At 46.5% G+C, this 19,867-nt stretch carries 12 protein-coding genes; 8 read left to right on the forward strand and 4 right to left on the reverse strand.

The window, feature by feature from the left end:
• Positions 1–20 precede the first annotated feature (20 nt).
• From AC1MKH_RS12625 to AC1MKH_RS12640, 4 genes are read right to left on the reverse strand one after another with little or no spacing between them, the layout of a single operon-like run.
• Positions 21–455, reverse strand: coding sequence for a hypothetical protein (locus AC1MKH_RS12625; RefSeq protein ID WP_276224622.1), 435 nt, complete (start codon positions 453–455; stop codon positions 21–23).
• Positions 455–2,821 (reverse strand): hypothetical protein, encoded by a 2,367-nt coding sequence (locus AC1MKH_RS12630; RefSeq protein ID WP_000788503.1) that lies wholly within the window; start codon positions 2,819–2,821, stop codon positions 455–457. The genes AC1MKH_RS12625 and AC1MKH_RS12630 overlap by 1 nt, the downstream gene beginning before the upstream one ends.
• Entirely contained in the window at positions 2,805–4,370 is a 1,566-nt protein-coding gene (locus AC1MKH_RS12635; protein ID WP_006810651.1) for a site-specific integrase, read from the reverse strand. The genes AC1MKH_RS12630 and AC1MKH_RS12635 overlap by 17 nt, the downstream gene beginning before the upstream one ends.
• On the reverse strand, positions 4,357–5,697 hold the full coding sequence (locus tag AC1MKH_RS12640; protein WP_001459747.1) for a site-specific integrase: 1,341 nt from the start codon (positions 5,695–5,697) through the stop codon (positions 4,357–4,359). The genes AC1MKH_RS12635 and AC1MKH_RS12640 overlap by 14 nt, the downstream gene beginning before the upstream one ends.
• A gap of 507 nt (positions 5,698–6,204) precedes the next feature.
• Between AC1MKH_RS12640 and AC1MKH_RS12645 the strand changes: the two genes are divergently transcribed.
• The 8 genes from AC1MKH_RS12645 to AC1MKH_RS12680 all read left to right on the forward strand — a co-directional run bounded on the left by AC1MKH_RS12645 (position 6,205) and on the right by AC1MKH_RS12680 (position 19,798).
• Positions 6,205–6,684 (forward strand): hypothetical protein, encoded by a 480-nt coding sequence (locus tag AC1MKH_RS12645; protein WP_001542736.1) that lies wholly within the window; start codon positions 6,205–6,207, stop codon positions 6,682–6,684.
• Between the two features lie 21 nt (positions 6,685–6,705).
• Entirely contained in the window at positions 6,706–7,509 is an 804-nt protein-coding gene (locus tag AC1MKH_RS12650; RefSeq protein ID WP_000619352.1) for a TIGR02391 family protein, read from the forward strand.
• 20 nt (positions 7,510–7,529) lie between these two features.
• Entirely contained in the window at positions 7,530–8,963 is a 1,434-nt protein-coding gene (locus tag AC1MKH_RS12655) for a restriction endonuclease (RefSeq protein WP_327622008.1), read from the forward strand.
• A 100-nt stretch (positions 8,964–9,063) separates the two neighbouring features.
• Positions 9,064–12,186 (forward strand): hypothetical protein, encoded by a 3,123-nt coding sequence (locus AC1MKH_RS12660; protein ID WP_000345550.1) that lies wholly within the window; start codon positions 9,064–9,066, stop codon positions 12,184–12,186.
• 177 nt (positions 12,187–12,363) lie between these two features.
• Positions 12,364–14,013 (forward strand): anti-phage phosphoesterase, encoded by a 1,650-nt coding sequence (locus tag AC1MKH_RS12665; RefSeq protein ID WP_000665639.1) that lies wholly within the window; start codon positions 12,364–12,366, stop codon positions 14,011–14,013.
• On the forward strand, positions 14,010–14,846 hold the full coding sequence (locus AC1MKH_RS12670) for an HAD family hydrolase (protein WP_000770925.1): 837 nt from the start codon (positions 14,010–14,012) through the stop codon (positions 14,844–14,846). Before AC1MKH_RS12665 ends, AC1MKH_RS12670 begins: the two co-directional genes overlap by 4 nt.
• Before the next feature lie 655 nt (positions 14,847–15,501).
• Positions 15,502–16,281 (forward strand): Hachiman antiphage defense system protein HamA, encoded by a 780-nt coding sequence (locus tag AC1MKH_RS12675; RefSeq protein WP_000248889.1) that lies wholly within the window; start codon positions 15,502–15,504, stop codon positions 16,279–16,281.
• Positions 16,265–19,798 carry a DEAD/DEAH box helicase gene (locus AC1MKH_RS12680; RefSeq protein ID WP_001542734.1) on the forward strand — a complete coding sequence of 1,178 codons (3,534 nt, stop codon included), beginning with the start codon at positions 16,265–16,267 and terminating at the stop codon, positions 19,796–19,798. The genes AC1MKH_RS12675 and AC1MKH_RS12680 overlap by 17 nt, the downstream gene beginning before the upstream one ends.
• Positions 19,799–19,867: the final 69 nt, after the last annotated feature.

The raw sequence follows: 19,867 nt of genomic DNA on the forward strand, positions 1-19,867 counted from the left end.
CTAAATCTTCCATGTCAGAATTATGACGACTTATGTAGTTCCCGAATCATATGGTTGGCCAACAGGCTTTCCACCGGTATAACCGAATTGATTTTTACCGCTTTGACAATTTCTATCAACGAAAGGGTATTTTGCGCTAATTGGTCTCGCAATTCACTTACTTCAGCCTGCAACTGCTGGTTTCTGGCCAGCAAAGCCTGACGGGTTTTGCGGTTGACGTATTGCTGTTTTTCTTTTGGGCGTAGAGTCAATGGGCCAAGTTGCTGGTCAACATAGGCAGCAATTAGGCGTTTACGCTCTAGGCTGCTCAGCGTACTTAAACCACCGTTAACGATACCTTTTGCCTTGAGCCTAATATGCAGGGCCTTGGCGGAAATAGGGGACTTGTCAAAGCCTTCAACCAGCATCAGTTGTAATTCGTGCTCAATCAGTGTGTTCAGTTCCTTGCCGCGCATCAATCATTCTCCTGCATCAATTGTTGGTATTCAAGTGCAAAAAGCTGGGCCAGTGTACGGACTTTGCCCTCGGTGATTACTCCACCAGACAACACACTCTCAGCAGCAACCAGTTGTTGAGTCTTGGCACGACGATGCCATTGTGCTTGTATTGCCTCGAGTTGCTGTAACCGTCGTTCGATGTCGGCCAGTCTGGTCTGGTAATCAGGCTGATGTTGAGTAAGTTGGGTCAACTTCGAATGTGCTTGCTGTAAAGCCTGTTTTTTGGCAATCAGATTTGGTAGCTCATCTATCCGGCCTGTCAGCGTGAAATGTTCACAAAAGGCAGCACTCTGGCATTTCAGTCGATAAGGACATCCCCAGAGGTTAACTTCCCGCATACAGGAGCCAAATTTCAGCGGATACAGCACGGCATGTCTTGCCACCATGTCAGAGGCTTGCTCTGGTCCTTCTGCGTCGCGGATTTCTTCAAAGGCGGCAGCAACATCTTCAAAGAGGCCGTTAGCAAATGACGCCTCGACAAACCTGGCTACATCATCCCGATCGTCAAAAGTATGCAGGTTGGCTTTGATGGTATTGTCCAAAGTCATGTGTTCCGTGACCGCCAGTTGGCCGGTCCGTTTGACGATATCCAGTGGCGTAGCAATGGAGGACGAAGAGGGCGAGACAGTTAGTGCTGTCGAAATCGGCTGCAAGGGCACCAACGAGGCGGCTTTTCGCCGTTCTGCAAGCGCCAGATGTTGATAATGCTGATTCTGCGTGATGTCCACTCGACCCATCAACATTGCCTGTAAGTGGTCAGAGATATCCGCAATAGCAAGAAAGGTATTGATGTTGTGCCGGGGAATGTGGGTACGCATCCGCGTCGAGGTGCCATCCTCCTCCAGTAATTGATATTTGCTGAATACTGATCCATCAGGCTCAACGTTGCCTAAGAATTTATTCATAAGTGTGTTAGTGAAGGGTATCGGTGTAGCCAGCAAAGCCAGTGTGCGCTTTAATGCCAGCGAACCCTTCTCGTGTAGAAATAGCAGATCCTCGTAGTTAACTTGGTAGCGTTTGCCATTTTCCATCCAGGCGTGTGTACAGGGTTCGTTGGCATTCGCCAGGCCAAATTCGGTCTTAATGTAATGATTGAGAGCAGTCTTGGAATAATAGATAGATTTGCTGTTTTTCGGGCCTGGTATTTCTTGAACGGGCAGCACACCTCTTTTGCTAAGGGCTTTGGATGTTTTGTCCCGTTGTCCTGCCCGGCCCCGAAAACTTGAGGTAGTTTGGGTGATGTACTTCACCACATCGTCCAGTTCGACTCGTTCACCGGGCATGTTGCTGATGGCCTGTGGCAGGTAATCAGCAAAAGATTTTGCCCGTAGATAGGTAAGATGGCTGCGTATTGGTGCGGTCAACATTTTAACGGTACTGAATATACTCTCGACCAGCGGTACTGCCAGCGGTTCTACCCAATGCGTTCGCTCCCCAGCACCTTTGACACCAACATAACGGATACCAAGAAAATAATCGGGTAATCCCTTGTCCTGAAATCGTTTGCAGATTGCCGGATCATCAATCTGGCGTTTAAACAGGGCATCCTGTCTGAGATTAAACGCTTCAATGGAGCGAAAGCCGGTAATAACCAATAACAACAGGCAATTTAACGCGATTTTCTCAGCATCACTTTCCACCCGCTGGATTAATGCAACTATGTTCAGAAATCCGCGAATGGTAATCAACGCATCTTCACCATCGGTAGTGGTATCAGACAGCTTGGCCTGCTGTTTCAGCGCCATGGTTTCCCGGGCTTTGCGGGTCAAGTTGGTTTTGTTGGTATACTTCACATCAGAGTTGTATTGCAGTTTAACCAACGTAAATGTGAAGTGATTGACCAATTTTTGAAGGCTAACGCACCGCCCTTTATAGTTAGCTGTATTGGGGTCACTAGGAGATGAAACGCTACTGAGAAGATCCATCGCTCGTTGAATGACAACTGTGCTCAGGTAAGATGGATGGGTCTGTCCTGTCTCATAAAGCATCGCATGGTACCATCGTTTCAGAATCATCAAAGTTGCCTTTGCCACCGCTGGCGACATACTCCTATTTCCCTGTCGGTAAACCACTACCAGCATAGCTTTCATGAACTGACTATATTCTTTGTCGATGGGCAGATGTTCTACAATACCTTTGAATCTGTTCATCTCATCAAAACGTAATGTATTTCTGCCGTTCCCTCGCAACCATCCACTTCCCTGGTTACCACTTACCCAGATATGATCATTCCATGTTTGGGCAAAATCAGCAGACAGGTGCTGTTCGAACCATTTTTTTTGCTCTTCAATAAAAGCCTGAAAATGCTCAAAGTGATTTTTCATTGGACTTCACCTGTTCCTGATGAAAACGGCAGCGGGCGATAACAGACTCAATTTCAAACTGTGTGGTTTCATGGATTAAAATGAGCGGATTTCGGGAATTACCTACACCGTCTGAAATAGCGATTAGTTCATCGACTTCTTTTTTGACGCATTCAAGTAGAGCCTGATGTTCACCATCCGTAAAAGGGCGATAATACAGACAGCCGTAACAAGAACGCACTTCGCTGAAAGGGCATGTACTACTGTTCCTGGAGCAACCACCAATTTTATCATGCAACTCGTCACCAACGAGTCCCACCACTGGATGGCCTTTCCAATGTGCTGAGTCGACCAGTTCCCCAGTGAGCATCATAGCCACCATATTTTGCCAAACGGGATTCGACCCAAGCGCTTTAGCACGGATCAAGGCCAACGCGGGAGTTGCCATAATGTAGTATTTAGCTACGGCAAGAGAGGTGTGCCCCAGTACATGTGCTATCTCTTCAGCGCTAGCACCTTGCATCGCCAAAGAGTGCCCAACATTGTGGCGTAAATCAGTGGGTGTAATTGTGGGCAATGCAGCTTCGCCACATGCTACGGCGGCTTGATATTCAGGAGGACAGAAATTTAGGATTGCCTGATTAATTGCCTGAGACACATAATGCGGAGCTGAAACGCTGAAATCGAATAGTTTATCTTCGGGGTTTTTCTTATATCTCACGGTATAGTTCATAATTAACTCCCCAATTTCTGGGGGGATCGCCAGAAATAACCGCTCTGTCGTCACTCGTCTTTGTTTAGCATATGGTAAAAAAACACTGTATCGAATCAGACCAGATTCCTGATTTCGTGTATCGATACGAACATCTTTGACCGCCAGCCTAGCGAGTTGTACTGGGCGTGCACCCGTTACATAAGCCAACCCAAGGATAGCTGCATTGCGCACTTCGCTGTGACTGAAACTTTTGCCATCGCGTAACAACGAAGCCATTTCAAACAGTCCATTGCAAATCATGTTTTTTTCAAGAGGGTCAAGAATATTATCGATTTCTTGGTAAACCCCCCAATGTTCGAGATACGGTCGAGGGACGAACTCAAGATCATCGTAATCTTCAAGATTGAAACCTGGGAATGTTTCAGCACAAAGTATTTTTAATCCGAATAACACGGAATAAAAAGTAGCATTATCAATATCCTCTTTTTCGATAAATAATCGGAGCGTACTAAGCGAAAACCCACCATGTTCTCGACAATATGAAATGATATTCCTCCAATCAAGGTGCAACGCTGGAAGTTTGGTTGGAAATCTCGTCGATGCATATTTGAAACAGATATACTTGTTTAATTTATTTGAGATATAATCTTGATTGAAAACAAGATATCGCCGACTGCCTGAATAATCGAAAGTCCATTTATTTCCTTTGTTAACAATATATTTATCATCAAACTCCATTGCCGTTTTTAGATAAATTCGATCAGGAATATCGAGTTCAAAGATAGCCTTAGCTAAATCAGGAGGGTAAACTGAGTTCCCTTCGTCAGATTTTAATGCATTATCAAATGATGTCATCGTTATATCTATCCATTATAGTATCTAACGTATTATGTAGCGCTGCATTGTCTTGAATAATTCGTTGGACATTGGCAGCATTAGCCTGCTCAGACAGGAAACGTTTTGCATATAGATCAGGCATTTGACTTGTCGGACTCCATCCCCCCATCAGTCGTAGTTCATCTTTGGCTTCTTCCATTATCCCTGAGAGGGAAGGGACTTCAGCAATAAAGTGTGTTTTATTTTGCTGGCTTTTCAAATATTTTAAATGCCATATTTTTTGCAATGTCAAAAAGGCCCAAGTATGTCGGGTTGTATGCGGAGTCAATCGTTGCAACGAGTCAGAGTACAACGGTGATTTGTACTCTGGATATTGGTTAGTGAAGACCTGATCTATTTTCGAAAAAATAGAATGAACTGATGTGTAGGACAAAGGCTTCGCTGACTGTTGACTCGATGTAAAGATGAAATCGTGTTTATCAGTTTTTGGTCGAAGCTTTGCTATATAAATGCTTAAAAAAATATAATCCTGCTTATCGAGCTCCAACACACGATTAGCCCATGCATTTTTGAGAGATGGCGCATTCTTTCTTGGTTCGTATGCCTCGTCGACAGTTGTCACAATCAAACTAAACTTATCACCTTTTAAATTAGGTTTAATTGAGCTGCACTCTAACAACAATAGCTCACCTGTTCGTAAACCATAATTTAACAACAGACGAATAATCAAAAAATTGCGGAACTGAAGATGCCCGGAAGGGAAAGGATTTAGCGGGTTATGCTTTTGGGCAGAAGAGGGGGTTATTATTCCATACAGGCTGAGCACCATTGCCCCAGACAAACTCTGAAATCCTTGGCTGCTGTGACTATGTTGCGAAAATTTGTTTGATGTAAGCGTTCGATAATTCTCCCGGCAAAGCTGTAAACGGGTGTGTAAACGCGAAGCCAAAAGTGATAATGCTTTGGGAGAGTCATCCCGGTATGCAGGTGATATGTAGGTGTTAATCAAAAAAGAAATGAAATGGATCACAGCACGAACTCTAACTGTATGAGTTAAGCTATTGGCTTTTGTGACTCTCGTTAAAGACAACACATTTGACTGGACGTTGTGGCCATTTTCTAGATACATCCAAAATGCGGGCATTTCACCGACAGCAATGTCTGGATTGTGGTCAGATGAATAGAAGCTGTAGCAAAACGAGACACCATACTTTTGCCTCCAGAATTCGTAAAAAAACTTCACAGATTGAAGTGAAGCTGACTGTGTGGACAATGAGCGGAAAGCCAAATGGTCAATATGGTACCTAAGGGGATACAGCAACGGCAGAGAGGTTTCCAAGTCCATCAGGATCCATCGCCTTTTACGGCCTGAGATAACCAACTGCTTTAGTGAATACACAATATTTACCTCAAAATTATCATGGATATGAAGAGAATGTACTCTGTACCTAATGCAAGAAACGAGAGGGAGATCAGAAATCCTAACGTATTGATTTATCAGTTAGTGGGAGTGTCATATGAACTTATTTACCACAGTAGGTGATTTAACTATTCTGGGTTTGAGGGAAATACATAATTTAATTTATAATAAAAAACTTTGCAACCCACTGTAATTAAATAATTTTTTCTCATCGAGCAATCAAAGCATGCACTTATGAACTAAGTTTTGGTTCATAACTGTGCAAGTAGCTGAACACAAATCATACGAATTTTCTACCATTGCTTCATGAACTGGTTTTTCTGATTTTGTGATGAACATCAGGTTTTAGTATTCAGTTATTATACCTTTTAGTTGGTAACCGAATGCGTACTGAAAAATCCAATAAAATTCCTTAAATATGCGAGCGTGATAATGGCACTGACCCCGGCTCAAATACGCTACCTCAATCAATGTGAACCAGGCGAACCTGTGTCACATGCATTGTCCGAGCTACTATTCAATGATCATGATCTACTCAGTATTGATGCTAACGAACGGTCCATTACCTTTCGCTTTGCGATGTACCTCCAGCTATCTTTCCCCGGTTGGAATGTAGATTGCGAATATAACCGGGATGGTGTAGAACCTAAACGGCTCAGACATTTGGAGCTTTATCCAGACAGCGAAGACGTTGAAGCAAAGACAGTATTTCCTGATGTGATCGTGCATCGGCGAGGTACACAACAGAATCATCTGGTCTTAGAATTTAAAAAATCAACGAGTCGCGTCGATAGACGAATCGATCTACTGAAACTTCAAGGTTATAAGCAGCAGCTTGGCTACGATCACGCTTTGTTTGTGGAGGTCGGTACTGAGGGACAATCGATTATCACGGCGCTCGAGTGGGTCTGAAAGGTGATAAAAAGGTAATTTATGATACGTATTCCATTATTCAACTCTCAGCACCTTGAGGCCGCTTGTCGCGTTCTTGCTGATACCGAACGTGGCTTGAGTGGGGCGCAGATCGAGCGACTCCTACAAGAAATCAAAGTTGCCGACACATCGCCAAGCATGACAAAATGGAAACGGCTGTATAATGCGCTCGTAGGTGCGCAGAACCAATATCAGGTCGGCAACCATCTCATAATGTTCATTAACCGTGCGATGAATCCGGTAAATTACGCTCGTGATCCAGCAGTATTTACCTGGAGGCGTGATGAACTCAATGTTGTCCTAGCTTTTTCCGGCTTTTATGTCCGCGAAGATGGTAAGGTCACGAACGCTACTAAAGCAACAACACTCGATTCAGCCAGAGCCCGCGCCGGGCGACTTAAGGCTGCACTCGAAAACCGTGCTGTGCATGCAGAAGTTTTGAACTATTGTCGTGCAGAACTTCTGGACGAAAACTATTTTCATGCCGTCTTCGAGGCGACGAAAGGGGTTGCGGAACGTATTCGTCAGTTGTCTGGGTTGAGCGGCGATGGTGCTGACTTGGTGAACAAGGCATTTACCGGACAACAACCAGTTCTGACCTTGGGACCGCTCACTACCGACTCAGAAAAGAGTGAACAAAAAGGTTTTGCGAACCTACTCATTGGTCTATTCGGCGCTGTGCGCAATCCACTGGCCCATTCGCCTAAGAAGAATTGGCCCATGTCTGAATTGGATGCGCTGGACATCCTTACGTTGGTTTCGCTTATTCATCGCAAGCTGGATGGCACACAGAAAAAAATATAGCCATATTATTGGGGAGTTGCATGAGCTACGCGGACTGGCGAGTTTATCAGGAGGCCACAGCTGAAGTATTTCGACGTCTTGGATGTAATGCTTTGGTTGATTATCGAGCCAAAGGTGTTCGAGCGACCCATGATATTGACGTCTACGCGACCTTCCTTCGATCGGGTATCCTCTGTACTTGGGTAATCGAATGCAAATTGTGGAAAACTCGCGTTCCTAAGGAAAAGGTGCTTGCTCTCAAGAGCCTCATTGATGACCTTGGTGCCGATCGAGGAATCATGGTCAGTGAGGTTGGTTTCCAACCTGGAGCACAGGATGCGGCACGAGGGTCGAACATCACTCTGGTCATATCCTTGGATGATTTTGCCAAGACTGCACAGGCAGCAACATCAGAAGCCTCTCTTATTCTAGACAGTAGTGATGATGGAGCCCCGATTTATAAATTTCCAAGCCGCTCTGAACCACATGACATTCTCCTGCATAACAACTTCCTGATAACTGCAAATTGGGCTGGATGCAGCATTTCAATCGTTAATCCATCATCCAAATCAATCATACGTACCATCGACCTGGATAAATATGAGTCGATCTCCCCGCAAAACGGTGAAAGAGAGATTTTGAGCCATCCTCCTGGTAGCTTAGTTATTGCAGATGGCCGTTTGTTTGTCGGCCAGGTTTTTTCGGACTTTGTGCTCGTTATTGATTTGGCTACGCATGCTATCGTTAAAAGAATAGTGTTACCTGGGGGCGGTAACGGACAATTAGCAGTGTCACAAAACGAAAAAGAAATCTATTTCGCAAGCAATCGAGTCAACCAGTTCTACATCATTGACAGTGCCACATACGTTGTAAAGACAGTAGCATATCCCGAAGGTGGCCGAGGCTGCATGTCGCTGCTACGACATCCGACACTGCCATTAATTTACATTAGCATTCAACGCGGCGGACGCAGCCACGGGCTGAGTTATCCACATGCTAACTGCTATTTAGCTATCTACGACTTGAGTCGTCAAAAATATACGGCGGATGTCCAGCTCGCCGAGATAAGCAATGGTCGTGCAGATGATTCAACCCCTGCATGTCTAACATATGACGATCTCTACAATCGCATCTATGTCGGCATGTTCCAGTCCAAGCGTGGCATCTGTGTAATAGAGCCGGAATCAGGGGAGCTAATTCAAGAAATTCGCTTTGCCTCAAATGATAATAATAATTTTTTCGCATGGGCAGACCCGTTATCGCAAACGGTGAGTGGAAACTTACTGTTATCGGTCAATCGAAACAATCATGAGCTTGTAGCGTTAGATCGTGCTTCACTTCAAATAAAAAAAATTCTATTTGTTGGTGAAGCGCTTAACGGCCCGAGAGCCGTTTTGGTGTGGGGAGATAATGCTGTTGTCAGCTACCCAAGTCGAAATGGATTACTTTTCATTCCACTTGGAACTCTGAAATAATAAAATCTACTCCTGATGCTTGACTAGTCACGTTCTTGAGGATGTGGTTAAAGCGAAGGCGATGACTGTTCCTTAAAATACTTACAAAGTGGCTTGTGCAATGGACTTTATTGACAAACAGATTCTCCCGCCAAAGTCGTGGGAGAAATTCGAAGATTTGACTCGTGCATTGTTTGCCGCAGTGTGGAGGTCTCCCCTTACGCAAAAAAATGGTCGGTCTGGGCAAAAACAGCACGGTGTTGATGTCTATGGAACGCCACAGGCAACACCCGGCATAAATTTTGGTGTGCAATGCAAAGGGAAGAACGAAGGTTATGGGGCCAAGGCGACTATCGTGGAGTTCGATACGGAACTCATCAAGGCCGAAAATTTTAAACCACAGCTTGGACACTGGACATTTGCTACTACAGCGCCTAATGATGCGCGACTTCAAGAACATGCCCGACTAGTGTCAGAACAACGCGTGAAGGAAGGAAAATTTCCCGTAGTTGCTATTGGATGGGACACGATTCAAGCGCTGCTATCCACTCATCAGGAAGTGATTGAAGAAATCTATCCCGAACATGCAAGCGATCTGCATAAAATCATGGCAGCTCTGCGCGCGTTACCAAGTTCCGAGGAGCTCGATCAGATCCGGCGGAGCCTCATTGTGTTCGCACCAAGATCATCAGTACTCAATATTGAAGCATCAGTTTGGTCTGAGGTTAAGTTCGAAAAGCCTCGTGATCTTGGACCTGCTCTAATGGGTCGTCCACTCGGGCCTGCAGATGTCGCTGCTTGTCCCATTCTTCCGGAGGTAGCTCTACTGACTGCAGACCTGGAGCGCGCAGGAACAGCTCGACTTGCGGGGGTACCGGGAGCTGGGAAATCAATCTCAATTCTTCAAGTGGCGCTTCAAATGTATTGTCGCGGCTGGCGTGTCCTAAGATTAGCCGACCCAATTGGAGAGATACCTTCTTTTGATGAGAGTCTGAAACCGACACTCTACATCGTTGATGATGCTCACCTGACTCGCCCAGCATTTCTTCGTGAGTTGGAAGAACAGGCCACTGCATCGCGATGGGTATTAAGTGCGTACACGATTTCCGAAGATAAGAGCGGCTTTCCAGGCGCCATCCATCTTGATGCTAAGCGAGCGGTTCGGGTTATTGCGAATGGTTTTCTGGCTTCCCGCGAAGCAACACTTGCCGCTGTTCGTCAAGCCGATGATCGCATCGGCGATCGGCCTGGAGATGAGCAGTTCGATCTACGCCTTGAGCATGCAGCGGAGAAAGCGCTTTATCCCTGGCAATTCTGTTTCATCCTTGGAGGAGGATGGCGGCGAGCGAATGCAATGGCAAGTTCTGCGCGCGCAGCAGGCGCTGACGTGGTTCTTGCAGCTGCTGCAATTCGACAGCTGGCATCACGTGATGCGCACTGTTCACGCGAAATGTTGTTGCGGTTAGTCGGGGACGAGTTGTCGAATTCTGATGGAAATGCTGCGATTGATTGGCTTGTAGCGCAACGATTTTTACTGAGTTTCAACGACCTTCGCTGTCCACACCAGCGTCTTGCTATTGTACTCCTGGCACGTATTCTCGACGGACAGACAGCCGAAGAGCGTCAGAAAATTGCAGTTATGCTCAGAACAGTTCTGACCGACATTCAGATGCCTCTCAGTGGCCTAAGTGTTCTACTTAGCGAACTTTCGTTAGCTGGCGAATTTGGGATGTGGCGAAGGCTTGTACAGCCGGCATGGCTTACTCCCGCTTTAGAACGCTGCTGGGTAGCGACAGAACCACTTGATATTCGGCATGCTTGCTGGTTACTGAATAATTTGCATAGCTATCTGCCCGATGAGATGGAAACAATTGCCGATCATAGTGAGACTCTTGCAGAGTGGATACAGGCGGCGCCGGAAGGTGCATGCTATGCGATTGGCCGCGTGCTTAATCATGTACTTAATACTAATCGGGCACTTGGTGAAAACATCGTCATGCTAGTTGAGCCACGCGCATTAGCAAAGGCGATCAGTGCTGCTGCCCCGTTGCATGCGGGTGAGATTGCCGAACTGCTTTCGATGATAGGTGCTTGTAAAGATGATATGTGGAAGGCACGCTATCTCGAACACATTGATCACGATGCGTGCCTTCGCATTGTGTCACAGTGGCCGCAGGATGCCTACCTATCGGTCGTTGCCGATTTTTGCGAACATTTCTGCTACGTCGAATCAGAGTTCGGGTTCACTTTGATCGAAGCACTTATCCCGGCCATCGCCGATCGACTGCGTGCCGCTCCGCAAGAGTCTTTCCACGAACTAAACGATATCGTGTGGAACGCGTTGCGGCTCTACGATCCGCTTAACATCTATGTTGGCAAGTTGGCACCGTCCCGAAGAATGCGGCAGGTGGGGCGAAAAATCTGCCGTTGCTGGTCGCCTAAGGATCTCGCGATCTCTTTGTCGCGCAGTACGCAACGAAACTTCCAAGCTGCCGCAGGGCTTCTTAGCTTCATGCATAAGGCCTCGCCAAAGCAGTTCGAGGAGACGGTATTAGCACTCAATTGGAGCGAGATCGACCAAGCGATAGGCTCGGATTGGGCGGAAAATATCGGCGATGCGAGAATGCTGCTCGGAGTTGCGCACATCGTACCAGCAGCGAGACTCGCAATTCAGGAGATGATTGCGCGCAATGAGCCGCGTATCGTCAACATGTCGACGCATCTCGCAGCCATCGCGCCGGCTAGCGCGTTACGTCATATAGCCGCGGGCAGACGCATTGCACTCAGCCATTGGGGTCATGTCGATTGGCAACTGGGAGCATTAGTTTTGGCGAGGATTGCTCAGTCGGAGCCAACACTGGTTTCTACATTTCTTGAACCGCACTACAGTGGGCTAGCAGAGGCGTTATCTCAGCCCAGCCCCACTTTTTACAATGAGGCTCTGATGTTTCTTTGTCTCCTCGTGCAAGTCCAGCCTTCAGGCTTAATTCGAGTGCTGGATCAAATTGATGTAAACAGGGCAACACTGGGGTGGCGTAATGCACTTCGCGGGCAGGATAATAGTCGTGAGCCTGGCGCAAAGGCTCAGGTTCGGCAGGTAGCGTCTTTGCTAGTCCATCATGCGATGGATCGTAGTGATGCATTGGGAGAGTTAGCCCGCCGACTGCGACGTGACTTTCCCCGTCAATCTATACCTTTAGCAAAGACTATTGAGTTCATTGATTTAAGCGAGCCGATTGAATGAACATGCATTAGCAGCTGCCGGATCGTATTGGTGTAATCAGGCAAACTGGAAGAAGGTAGCGAGGTGATTACCTTACTTAACGCTATTCTCAAAAAGATAAGACTCGAATTTGAGTTCACTATGATTTACTGATAAAACGAAGATATTATAAAACCATTGCATTTAAGGATGAAGTAAATGAAAGAGACTTACATTTTTAGGTTCCGTGATCTAGGAAAAAGTGAAGGATTTACCATCGAACAGCATAACCAAATTGCTCGTGAGGAAGGGGATGTTTGGTGGGGATGGTGGGCAAAATCTGGTGAGGTGTTTCCATCACAAGAACTAAGAATTGCTGCCGAAAATCTCACCAAAATATATTTTTTTGATTCAGGGCGACTAAAGTTCTATAGGGCCGAATTAAAAGAAGTCTGCTCCTCAGCTGCTGGGGATAGCAAGAAGAAGGCTCCTGATAATGGTAGAAAAACACCAAGGTATTATAATGAAGATGAGTTGTTAGGTTGGTTAAAAGTTTCTGAAATTTGTGAAATTCATGATAATGATGATGTTCTCAAAACCTTATCCTATATTCCATTAGATTCATTATTCACCACCTCAAAGGATTTAGATGAACAGCTTTTCAATAAAGTTGTTTTTTCAGTAACTGAATTAAAAGAACAAGATAGAACAATTTGGAAGGTGAGACCTGCTATTGATTCTGATCTTCAGCATGAATTATTAGCATCCCATTATATTCCTTATAATTTCAACCAAAAATATAGCCAAAAAAAAGGGGAGTTTATAATTTGGCTTTCAGATATTCATTTCGATAACGGAAAAGGCAAGCATGCGTTTCCAGCGCAAGATAATGATCAACAGAAATGTTTATCTTCTCGTGTAGTAGAGTTGGCAGACAAATATAGCAATGGAAATAAATGTGCCGGATTGGCTATTTCAGGTGATTTGACTTGGCAATCACAGGTTGAGGGATTTGAGCTGGCTTCGAAATTCATCAAAGATGTTAGTTCTTCTCTTAGCCTTACACCGGATGATATAATTATTTGCCCAGGGAATCATGATGTTGGTTTGGTTTCTAAAGAACAATATTTTGAAATAATGGGAAAGCCTACTACTGATACTCCATGGGCAACTCTAGCAGAAAACTATCATAAAGGAAGCAAAGAAAACTATATAAAATTTTATAAAGATGTTTTCCAAAGAAAACCTGAAGAAGATCTCTCGCAAGGAAGAAAATTTTTATTGGGAGGGCACAAAGTAGTTGAAGTGGCGGCCTTGAACTCATGTGTTTTACAACAAGTTAAAGATTCATTTTTGGGTATGGGGTTTATCGGTGAGAAACAACTCAGTAACGTTGCGGAATCTATGGGATGGATGAACAAAAGTGGGGAGTATATATCTAAAAAAAGGGGGGTCACAAGAATTGCTATGCTCCATCATCACCTAACTTCAATTAATGAGGCCGAAGATGCCTATTTGGATTCAAAATATAGTGTTACACTAGATGCGGAGAGATTGTTGCGTTGGGTGGTGAAACATAAAGTTGACTATATTCTTCATGGGCATATGCATAGAAGTAGTTGTATTACAATAAAAAAAATACTATCTCCATTAGAACCAGTCTCGGCTTCAAATCCTGAACATACTTTTCAAATTATTTCTTTGGGAAGTTCAGGGGTTGCTAGTTCAGAATTGCCAAATCAAGATTGTGCTAACTATGCATGTATAATGGATTTTTCTGGTGAAAAGCTAGCGTTCAAATTTTTCAAGCTCGATAGACAGAACGGAGCAAATGAAACGGCAACCTATGCTATTGAAGGTTTATCATGAAATTACTTATCACCGATTTGGATAATACACTGTACGATTGGGTAAGTTTTTATTCCCAATCATTTAGTGCTATGGCTGAGGAACTATCAAAGGAGATAAATGTTCCTTTAGATATACTTTTGTCCGAGTATAAGGTCATTCATCAGAGGTTTGGTAATTCTGAAAAACCGTTTGCTACTCTAGAGTTGCCATCTGTTATTTCTTATTTTGGGACCAATGATAAGATTTTATTACAAAAAAAACTCACGCGAGTATTTTCTGCTTTTAGCTCAAAGCGCAATCATACATTGAAATTATACCCTACTGTCAGGGATACTTTAAATATTTTAAGGGAGCGTGGTGTTAAGATTGTCGGTCATACTGAATCTTTAGAATATAATTCTTTGTATCGCCTTTATAAGCTTGATGTCATTGATTTTTTTGATCACCTTTACACAATTGAAGACAATCACAATCTCCACCCCAATCCTAAAAACGCAAAAGTTATTTCAGTAAAAGATGATTTTATTATAAGGTTATCTAGTGCTGAATCTAAGCCTAACCCAAAACTCTTGGAGCACATTTGTCTCACTGAAAATGTAGATATTAAAGATGCGGTATATGTTGGTGACTCTATTACTAAAGATATATCAATGGCAAAGTCTATTGGAATGAAAGCTGTTTGGGCTCGCTATGGTCGTCAGTTTGCTCCCGAGCTATGGGAAATTTTAGTGAAAATAACACACTGGACTGATAAAGATGTTGAAAGAGAAGAGCAACTGAAGGAATCATTTTCAAGAGTTAAACCGGATTATTCAATTAATAGTTTTGCAGAAATTTTGGATCTGATGTGATTTTCATTATGGTTCCAAGAACTTAAAGGATTTTGGAACCACTTTATACTGGCTTTATTATCACAAAAGTGATTGGCCTGGCCCCCATTTTATAAGATATCTCAATTTTCGAAAGGCACCATAATCTGAATCGACACTTCTTAGTTTCAGGAGTATCTCCTACCAGTAAAATCGCAGCAAGGATTGATAGGGGCCTGAGAGATATTCATCCCTGATTTTGTGTAGCTCAACAGCCAGTCCAATGTATGGCACAGTTTAATTCACGTCACCGATTCTATATGTATAGGATTTCCTTACGATGAAAGTGTATCTTGTACAAGTTTCAGCTAGTTTCATCTACGGACACGGGGGTACCCAAAACAGAGGGAGGAGCAAAAAACGCATAAGACAATGATTTTTTTCGACAATCGTAAAAGTATTGGGAGATCACTGCCTATTAGGCTTACAAACTGTTAAAATTCCCATCAATTTTTCATTGACTGGGGCAGCGGACGAATTAACTGACGGTTATACCCGGGTCTCAGCATACGACTAAAACCTACATTTGCAGAAATGTTACACCCAACTTCCAAGGTGCAATCGCTCTACGAATGGTTGTTAGTGAAAAAAGGGTCATCGCATGAAGTCTAACCTTTTTCGAATTAAGGAGTAGGGTATGGTCCCGTTCTATGATTGGTGCGACTCGGCTGACATGCCATTAGGTAATCACCATGTTCGAGTCATGACGGGCCGGCCAGGAGATATTGCGACTGGCATTCAGATGACAGCTAGGGCTATCCCCGCCCACTACACTACAGAGGAGCGGATTGCCGCCGCGCTTGCGAAGTTAGGTAAGACAGCAGCTGCTCAAATGCTCAACGATCTCCTTCCGCAAACTGCGCATATTAGGTCGGGTGACCTTGGCGAGATCTATGCAACAGAATGGATTGATGCGTACAGCGGTTATCGAGCGCCTATCAAAAGACTGCGCTGGAAGGATCATCGAAATATGGCAATGCGCGGCGATGATGTCATCGGTATGCTTCTCGACGCTGAAACACAGCGACTCAGCTTCCTGAAAACAGAAGCTAAAAGCCGTATTAACCTGCGCGCTCAAACGCTTGAGGAGGCTCGGAGCGGCTTAGATAAGGATAGCGGCCTTCCCTCGTCGCATGCGTTATCTTTTATCTCGGCCAGACTTATGGAGATAGGCACCGATGCACCGCTCGTAGACGCAATCGACGAGGCACTCTACCGGCACGGTATCCCGCCCGAGAGCGTTAAACATCTACTCTTCACGTTTTCAGGTAACCCACCACAGACGCTCCTAACACAGGCGCTACAGGCCTATCCTGGCCCGATTGGACAATGGGGTGTCGGTTTGCATATCGACAACCATGCTGCTTTTGTCGGAGCCGTCTACGATCGAGTAATTGCCGATGCCAACAACCCCTGATGCTATCATTGCTGCTATAACGGACGCGGCGACGGTCGGCTTTCGCGGCAGGCTAATTGCACGAGGTCAGGCACGTGCAATGATCTGGCGTGACGGTGTTCTTCCTCCTGGTGCGCCGGATTTCTCGGCTCAACTCAGCTTCGATCTTCACAGTTACGCGTATGGTTTGCTTGGACTAGGTCTGCGCCTTTTAGAGTCAGATGGCGACCCGAATCAAGCACGGATCGCATTCGAACAGGCGGCGACAGCGCTTGAGTCGGTCATGGCCAACGGCAATCGCGAAGAAGCTGATCGCGATTTCCATTTTCTCCTTGCAGCTGCCAGTTATCACCTCGCGCACCTTTCTGCCCGGGCCTATTCCCTCCTCGCAATTGTGGCCGATGAAGCAAATTTCTCGCCGATCGAGCATGCGCTAACTCTGTTGATACGCCGAGATATCAATTCGCTGCGTACACGCGTATATACCTTTCGTCTCGATGGTCGTGGATCTGATGCGACCATTACGACATTCTTACAGCAGCATCTCACCGAGTCCATCGTTGCCGATGCGGCGGAACGAGATGGAAAGGACTTTCTTTTCGAAGGCCTGAATCTCGCACTGACAGATGTTTTCTTCGGTGCCTTTTCGATGTTCCTGCTCGCCCTAGATCGCGGTGAATATACTCTTCTCGAAAAAGCGATCGCCCAGCTTCGTGAAAACCTCGATATCTGCGGGGAGCTGAACCTTATACCGCAATGGTGGGTGCACCGGATTGCTATCCATCTGCTTAAAGATTTCTGGTCGAACACCTTCCACGAAAAAGTTCCGCTGCTTCCCGCTGGCGGCGTTGCCCCTTCGTGGCCTGTCCTTCGTGAACTCTTTATTGGCTTGCTCGCTCGACGCCCAAGGGCAGAGGTCGACTTGTGGCCGTCGCAGATTGAAGCGGCATCGCGAGCTGTCAACCAGACCGACAACCTCGTTGTTTCGTTGCCGACCAGCGCAGGTAAGACCCGCATCGCTGAATTGTCTATTCTGAGATGTTTAGCCGGTGGGAGGCGTGCCATTGTCGTGACCCCGCTTCGCGCTCTATCTGCGCAAACCGAAGCCACACTTCAGCGTACCTTCGGGCCACTCGGCAAGACCATTTCTGCCCTTTATGGCAGTATCGGAGTGTCCGGCTTCGACGAAGATGCCATCCGCGGGCGTGATATTGTTGTCGCAACCCCAGAGAAGCTCGATTTCGCCTTGAGGAACGATCCGTCACTGCTCGACGATGTGGGCTTGCTCGTTTTCGATGAGGGCCATATGATTGGTTCAGGTGAGCGCGAAGTTCGTTACGAGGTTCAGATTCAGCGCCTCTTACGTCGTAAGGACGCAGATCAACGCCGCATAGTCTGTCTATCGGCAATTCTTCCGGACGGAGATCAAATGGAAGACTTCTCGGCGTGGCTACGGCGCGATCAACCGGGAGGTCCCATTAAGAACGATTGGCGTCCGACGCGTTTGCGGTTCGGCGAGGTCACTTGGAATTCGCCGACAGCGCGCCTAAATCTTCGCGTTGGTGAGGAAAGGCCATTTGTGCCCAGATTTCTGACTGGTGCGGCACCGCCGCTGTTCGTACCACCGAAGAAGCGTCGCAACCGACTCTTTCCGGACAATCAGCAGGAGTTGAGCCTTGCAACCGCATGGCGTCTAGTCAGAGATGGTCAGACAGTGTTGATCTATTGCCCAGAGCGTCGCAGCGTCGAACCATTTGCCAAGGTCATCGTTGACTTGCACTCGCGCGGTGCACTCGAGTCTTTGCTAACAGTCGAATTGACCACTTTGCAGATCGCTATAGCACTCGGTGAGGAATGGCTTGGGACAGACAGCTATATTCTGAAATGCCTTCGGCTTGGTGTGGCTCTTCACCATGGTGCCTTGCCGACAGCTTATCGCAAGGAAATCGAGCGCCTTCTGCGAGAAGGTATACTCAAGGTCACGATCTCATCGCCGACTCTGGCGCAGGGACTCAATCTCTCGGCGACAGCGGTCGTCATGCACTCGCTCTACCGGCACGGTGAAATGATCAAGGTTTCGGAATTCAAGAATGTCATCGGCCGAGCAGGCCGTGCTTATATTGATGTAGAAGGCCTTGTTCTCTATCCCATCTTTGAAGATGTGAATAACAGGAAGCACAACAAATGGGTCAATCTGATAGAAGACCACGGTGCTCGTGAGATGGAAAGCGGGCTCATCCAGCTCATCTTCTCGCTGCTGAGCCGCATGCACTCTCACATTGGCGGTGATCTCGACCATTTGATCGACTATGTTGTCAATAATGCTGCTGCGTGGGTCTTCCCAGAGGTTGCCGGTGAAAAGGTTGATGAGCGAGAGCAGGCGCTGAAAGAGTGGGATCGCCATATGGCGACACTAGATACCGCCATTCTCAGTCTCATTGGTGAGGCCGATGTACCCGATGACCAGATCGAGACCGCTCTCGACAGTATTCTCCAATCTTCACTCTGGCAACGCCGCCTGCTGCGTGTTAACGACGAATCACGGGCTGCCTATCGCACCGCGCTGTTTACTCGGAGCCGTTATATCTGGGCGAATTCGACTGCCGTCACACGGCGTGGTTATTTTCTGGCTGGGCTTGGCCTTGAAGCTGGACGTGCGCTGGATGCAATTGCACCGGAGACGAACAATCTGCTCATGCAAGCTAATGCAGCCTTGGTTGTATCAGATCATGAGGCTGCAATCACTGCGATCACAGATATCGCCGAACGCGTGTTCACCTTTTATCCGTTTGAACCAGACACGCTCCCGGCGAATTGGCGTGAAATCCTCAGAGGTTGGCTGCTTGGGCATCCGTTGGCAATGATGATCGCCGGAGAGGAGGTAGACGCATTGCAATTTATTGAGGGCGGTCTGGGCTATCGTCTTCCTTGGGCTATGGAGGCGTTGCGGGTACGTGCCGCCGCCAACGGTGATACCGTTGGCATGCCAGCACTAGCGTTGGAAGATTATGAACTCGGCCTTGCTGTTCCAGCTGTCGAAACGGGGACGATGAACCGCTCAGCCTCAATACTGATCCAGGCGGGTTTTAATTCACGACAGGCGGCCATCAAAGCCGTCACCGATACGGCTGCTAACTTCACGAACGGGGCGGAATTGCGCGATTGGTTGCGTTCACCTGGTCTCGCTGTCTATTCGGCACAACCAAACTGGCCAACGGCCGAAGCTCGGACTATATGGCTCGAATTCATCCAGGAATTTGCTCCGTCAGACAACCTTTCTTGGGCGCGGCGAGATTATCTTGGAAACGTCAATTGGTTCGATGTTCCGGCGCCTTCCGGAACTCCAGTCGGTCTCTTTCATTGGAACGGACAACCGCTAGTGCTTGCACCAGATGGGCACGCGATTGGTCTGCTACAACACCCTCTTAACCTTAATCGGCGAGGACTTGTGCGAGCGACGGTCGCTATGAATAACGGCCAGATCAATCTGAGCTATCTCGGCCCTGATGATTTGTGGGTAGTTGCGAAGCCACATTAAGATATACTGCTATAAAGGAATTAGCTGGGGATCCCTGTGGTAGATCACTGTTTTCACCATATGTTCAAA

The sequence above is a fragment of the Pseudocitrobacter sp. CD920760 genome (assembly GCF_057782505.1).

Bases quoted from the DNA above. Each gene is read 5' to 3' on its own strand.
- AC1MKH_RS12625 (WP_276224622.1), bottom strand. From the start codon at position 455: ATGCGCGGCAAGGAACTGAACACACTGATTGAGCACGAATTACAACTG.
- AC1MKH_RS12630 (WP_000788503.1), bottom strand. From the start codon at position 2,821: ATGAAAAATCACTTTGAGCATTTTCAGGCTTTTATTGAAGAGCAAAAA.
- AC1MKH_RS12635 (WP_006810651.1), bottom strand. From the start codon at position 4,370: ATGACATCATTTGATAATGCATTAAAATCTGACGAAGGGAACTCAGTT.
- AC1MKH_RS12640 (WP_001459747.1), bottom strand. From the start codon at position 5,697: ATGGACTTGGAAACCTCTCTGCCGTTGCTGTATCCCCTTAGGTACCAT.
- AC1MKH_RS12645 (WP_001542736.1), top strand. From the start codon at position 6,205: ATGGCACTGACCCCGGCTCAAATACGCTACCTCAATCAATGTGAACCA.
- AC1MKH_RS12650 (WP_000619352.1), top strand. From the start codon at position 6,706: ATGATACGTATTCCATTATTCAACTCTCAGCACCTTGAGGCCGCTTGT.
- AC1MKH_RS12655 (WP_327622008.1), top strand. From the start codon at position 7,530: ATGAGCTACGCGGACTGGCGAGTTTATCAGGAGGCCACAGCTGAAGTA.
- AC1MKH_RS12660 (WP_000345550.1), top strand. From the start codon at position 9,064: ATGGACTTTATTGACAAACAGATTCTCCCGCCAAAGTCGTGGGAGAAA.
- AC1MKH_RS12665 (WP_000665639.1), top strand. From the start codon at position 12,364: ATGAAAGAGACTTACATTTTTAGGTTCCGTGATCTAGGAAAAAGTGAA.
- AC1MKH_RS12670 (WP_000770925.1), top strand. From the start codon at position 14,010: ATGAAATTACTTATCACCGATTTGGATAATACACTGTACGATTGGGTA.
- AC1MKH_RS12675 (WP_000248889.1), top strand. From the start codon at position 15,502: ATGGTCCCGTTCTATGATTGGTGCGACTCGGCTGACATGCCATTAGGT.
- AC1MKH_RS12680 (WP_001542734.1), top strand. From the start codon at position 16,265: ATGCCAACAACCCCTGATGCTATCATTGCTGCTATAACGGACGCGGCG.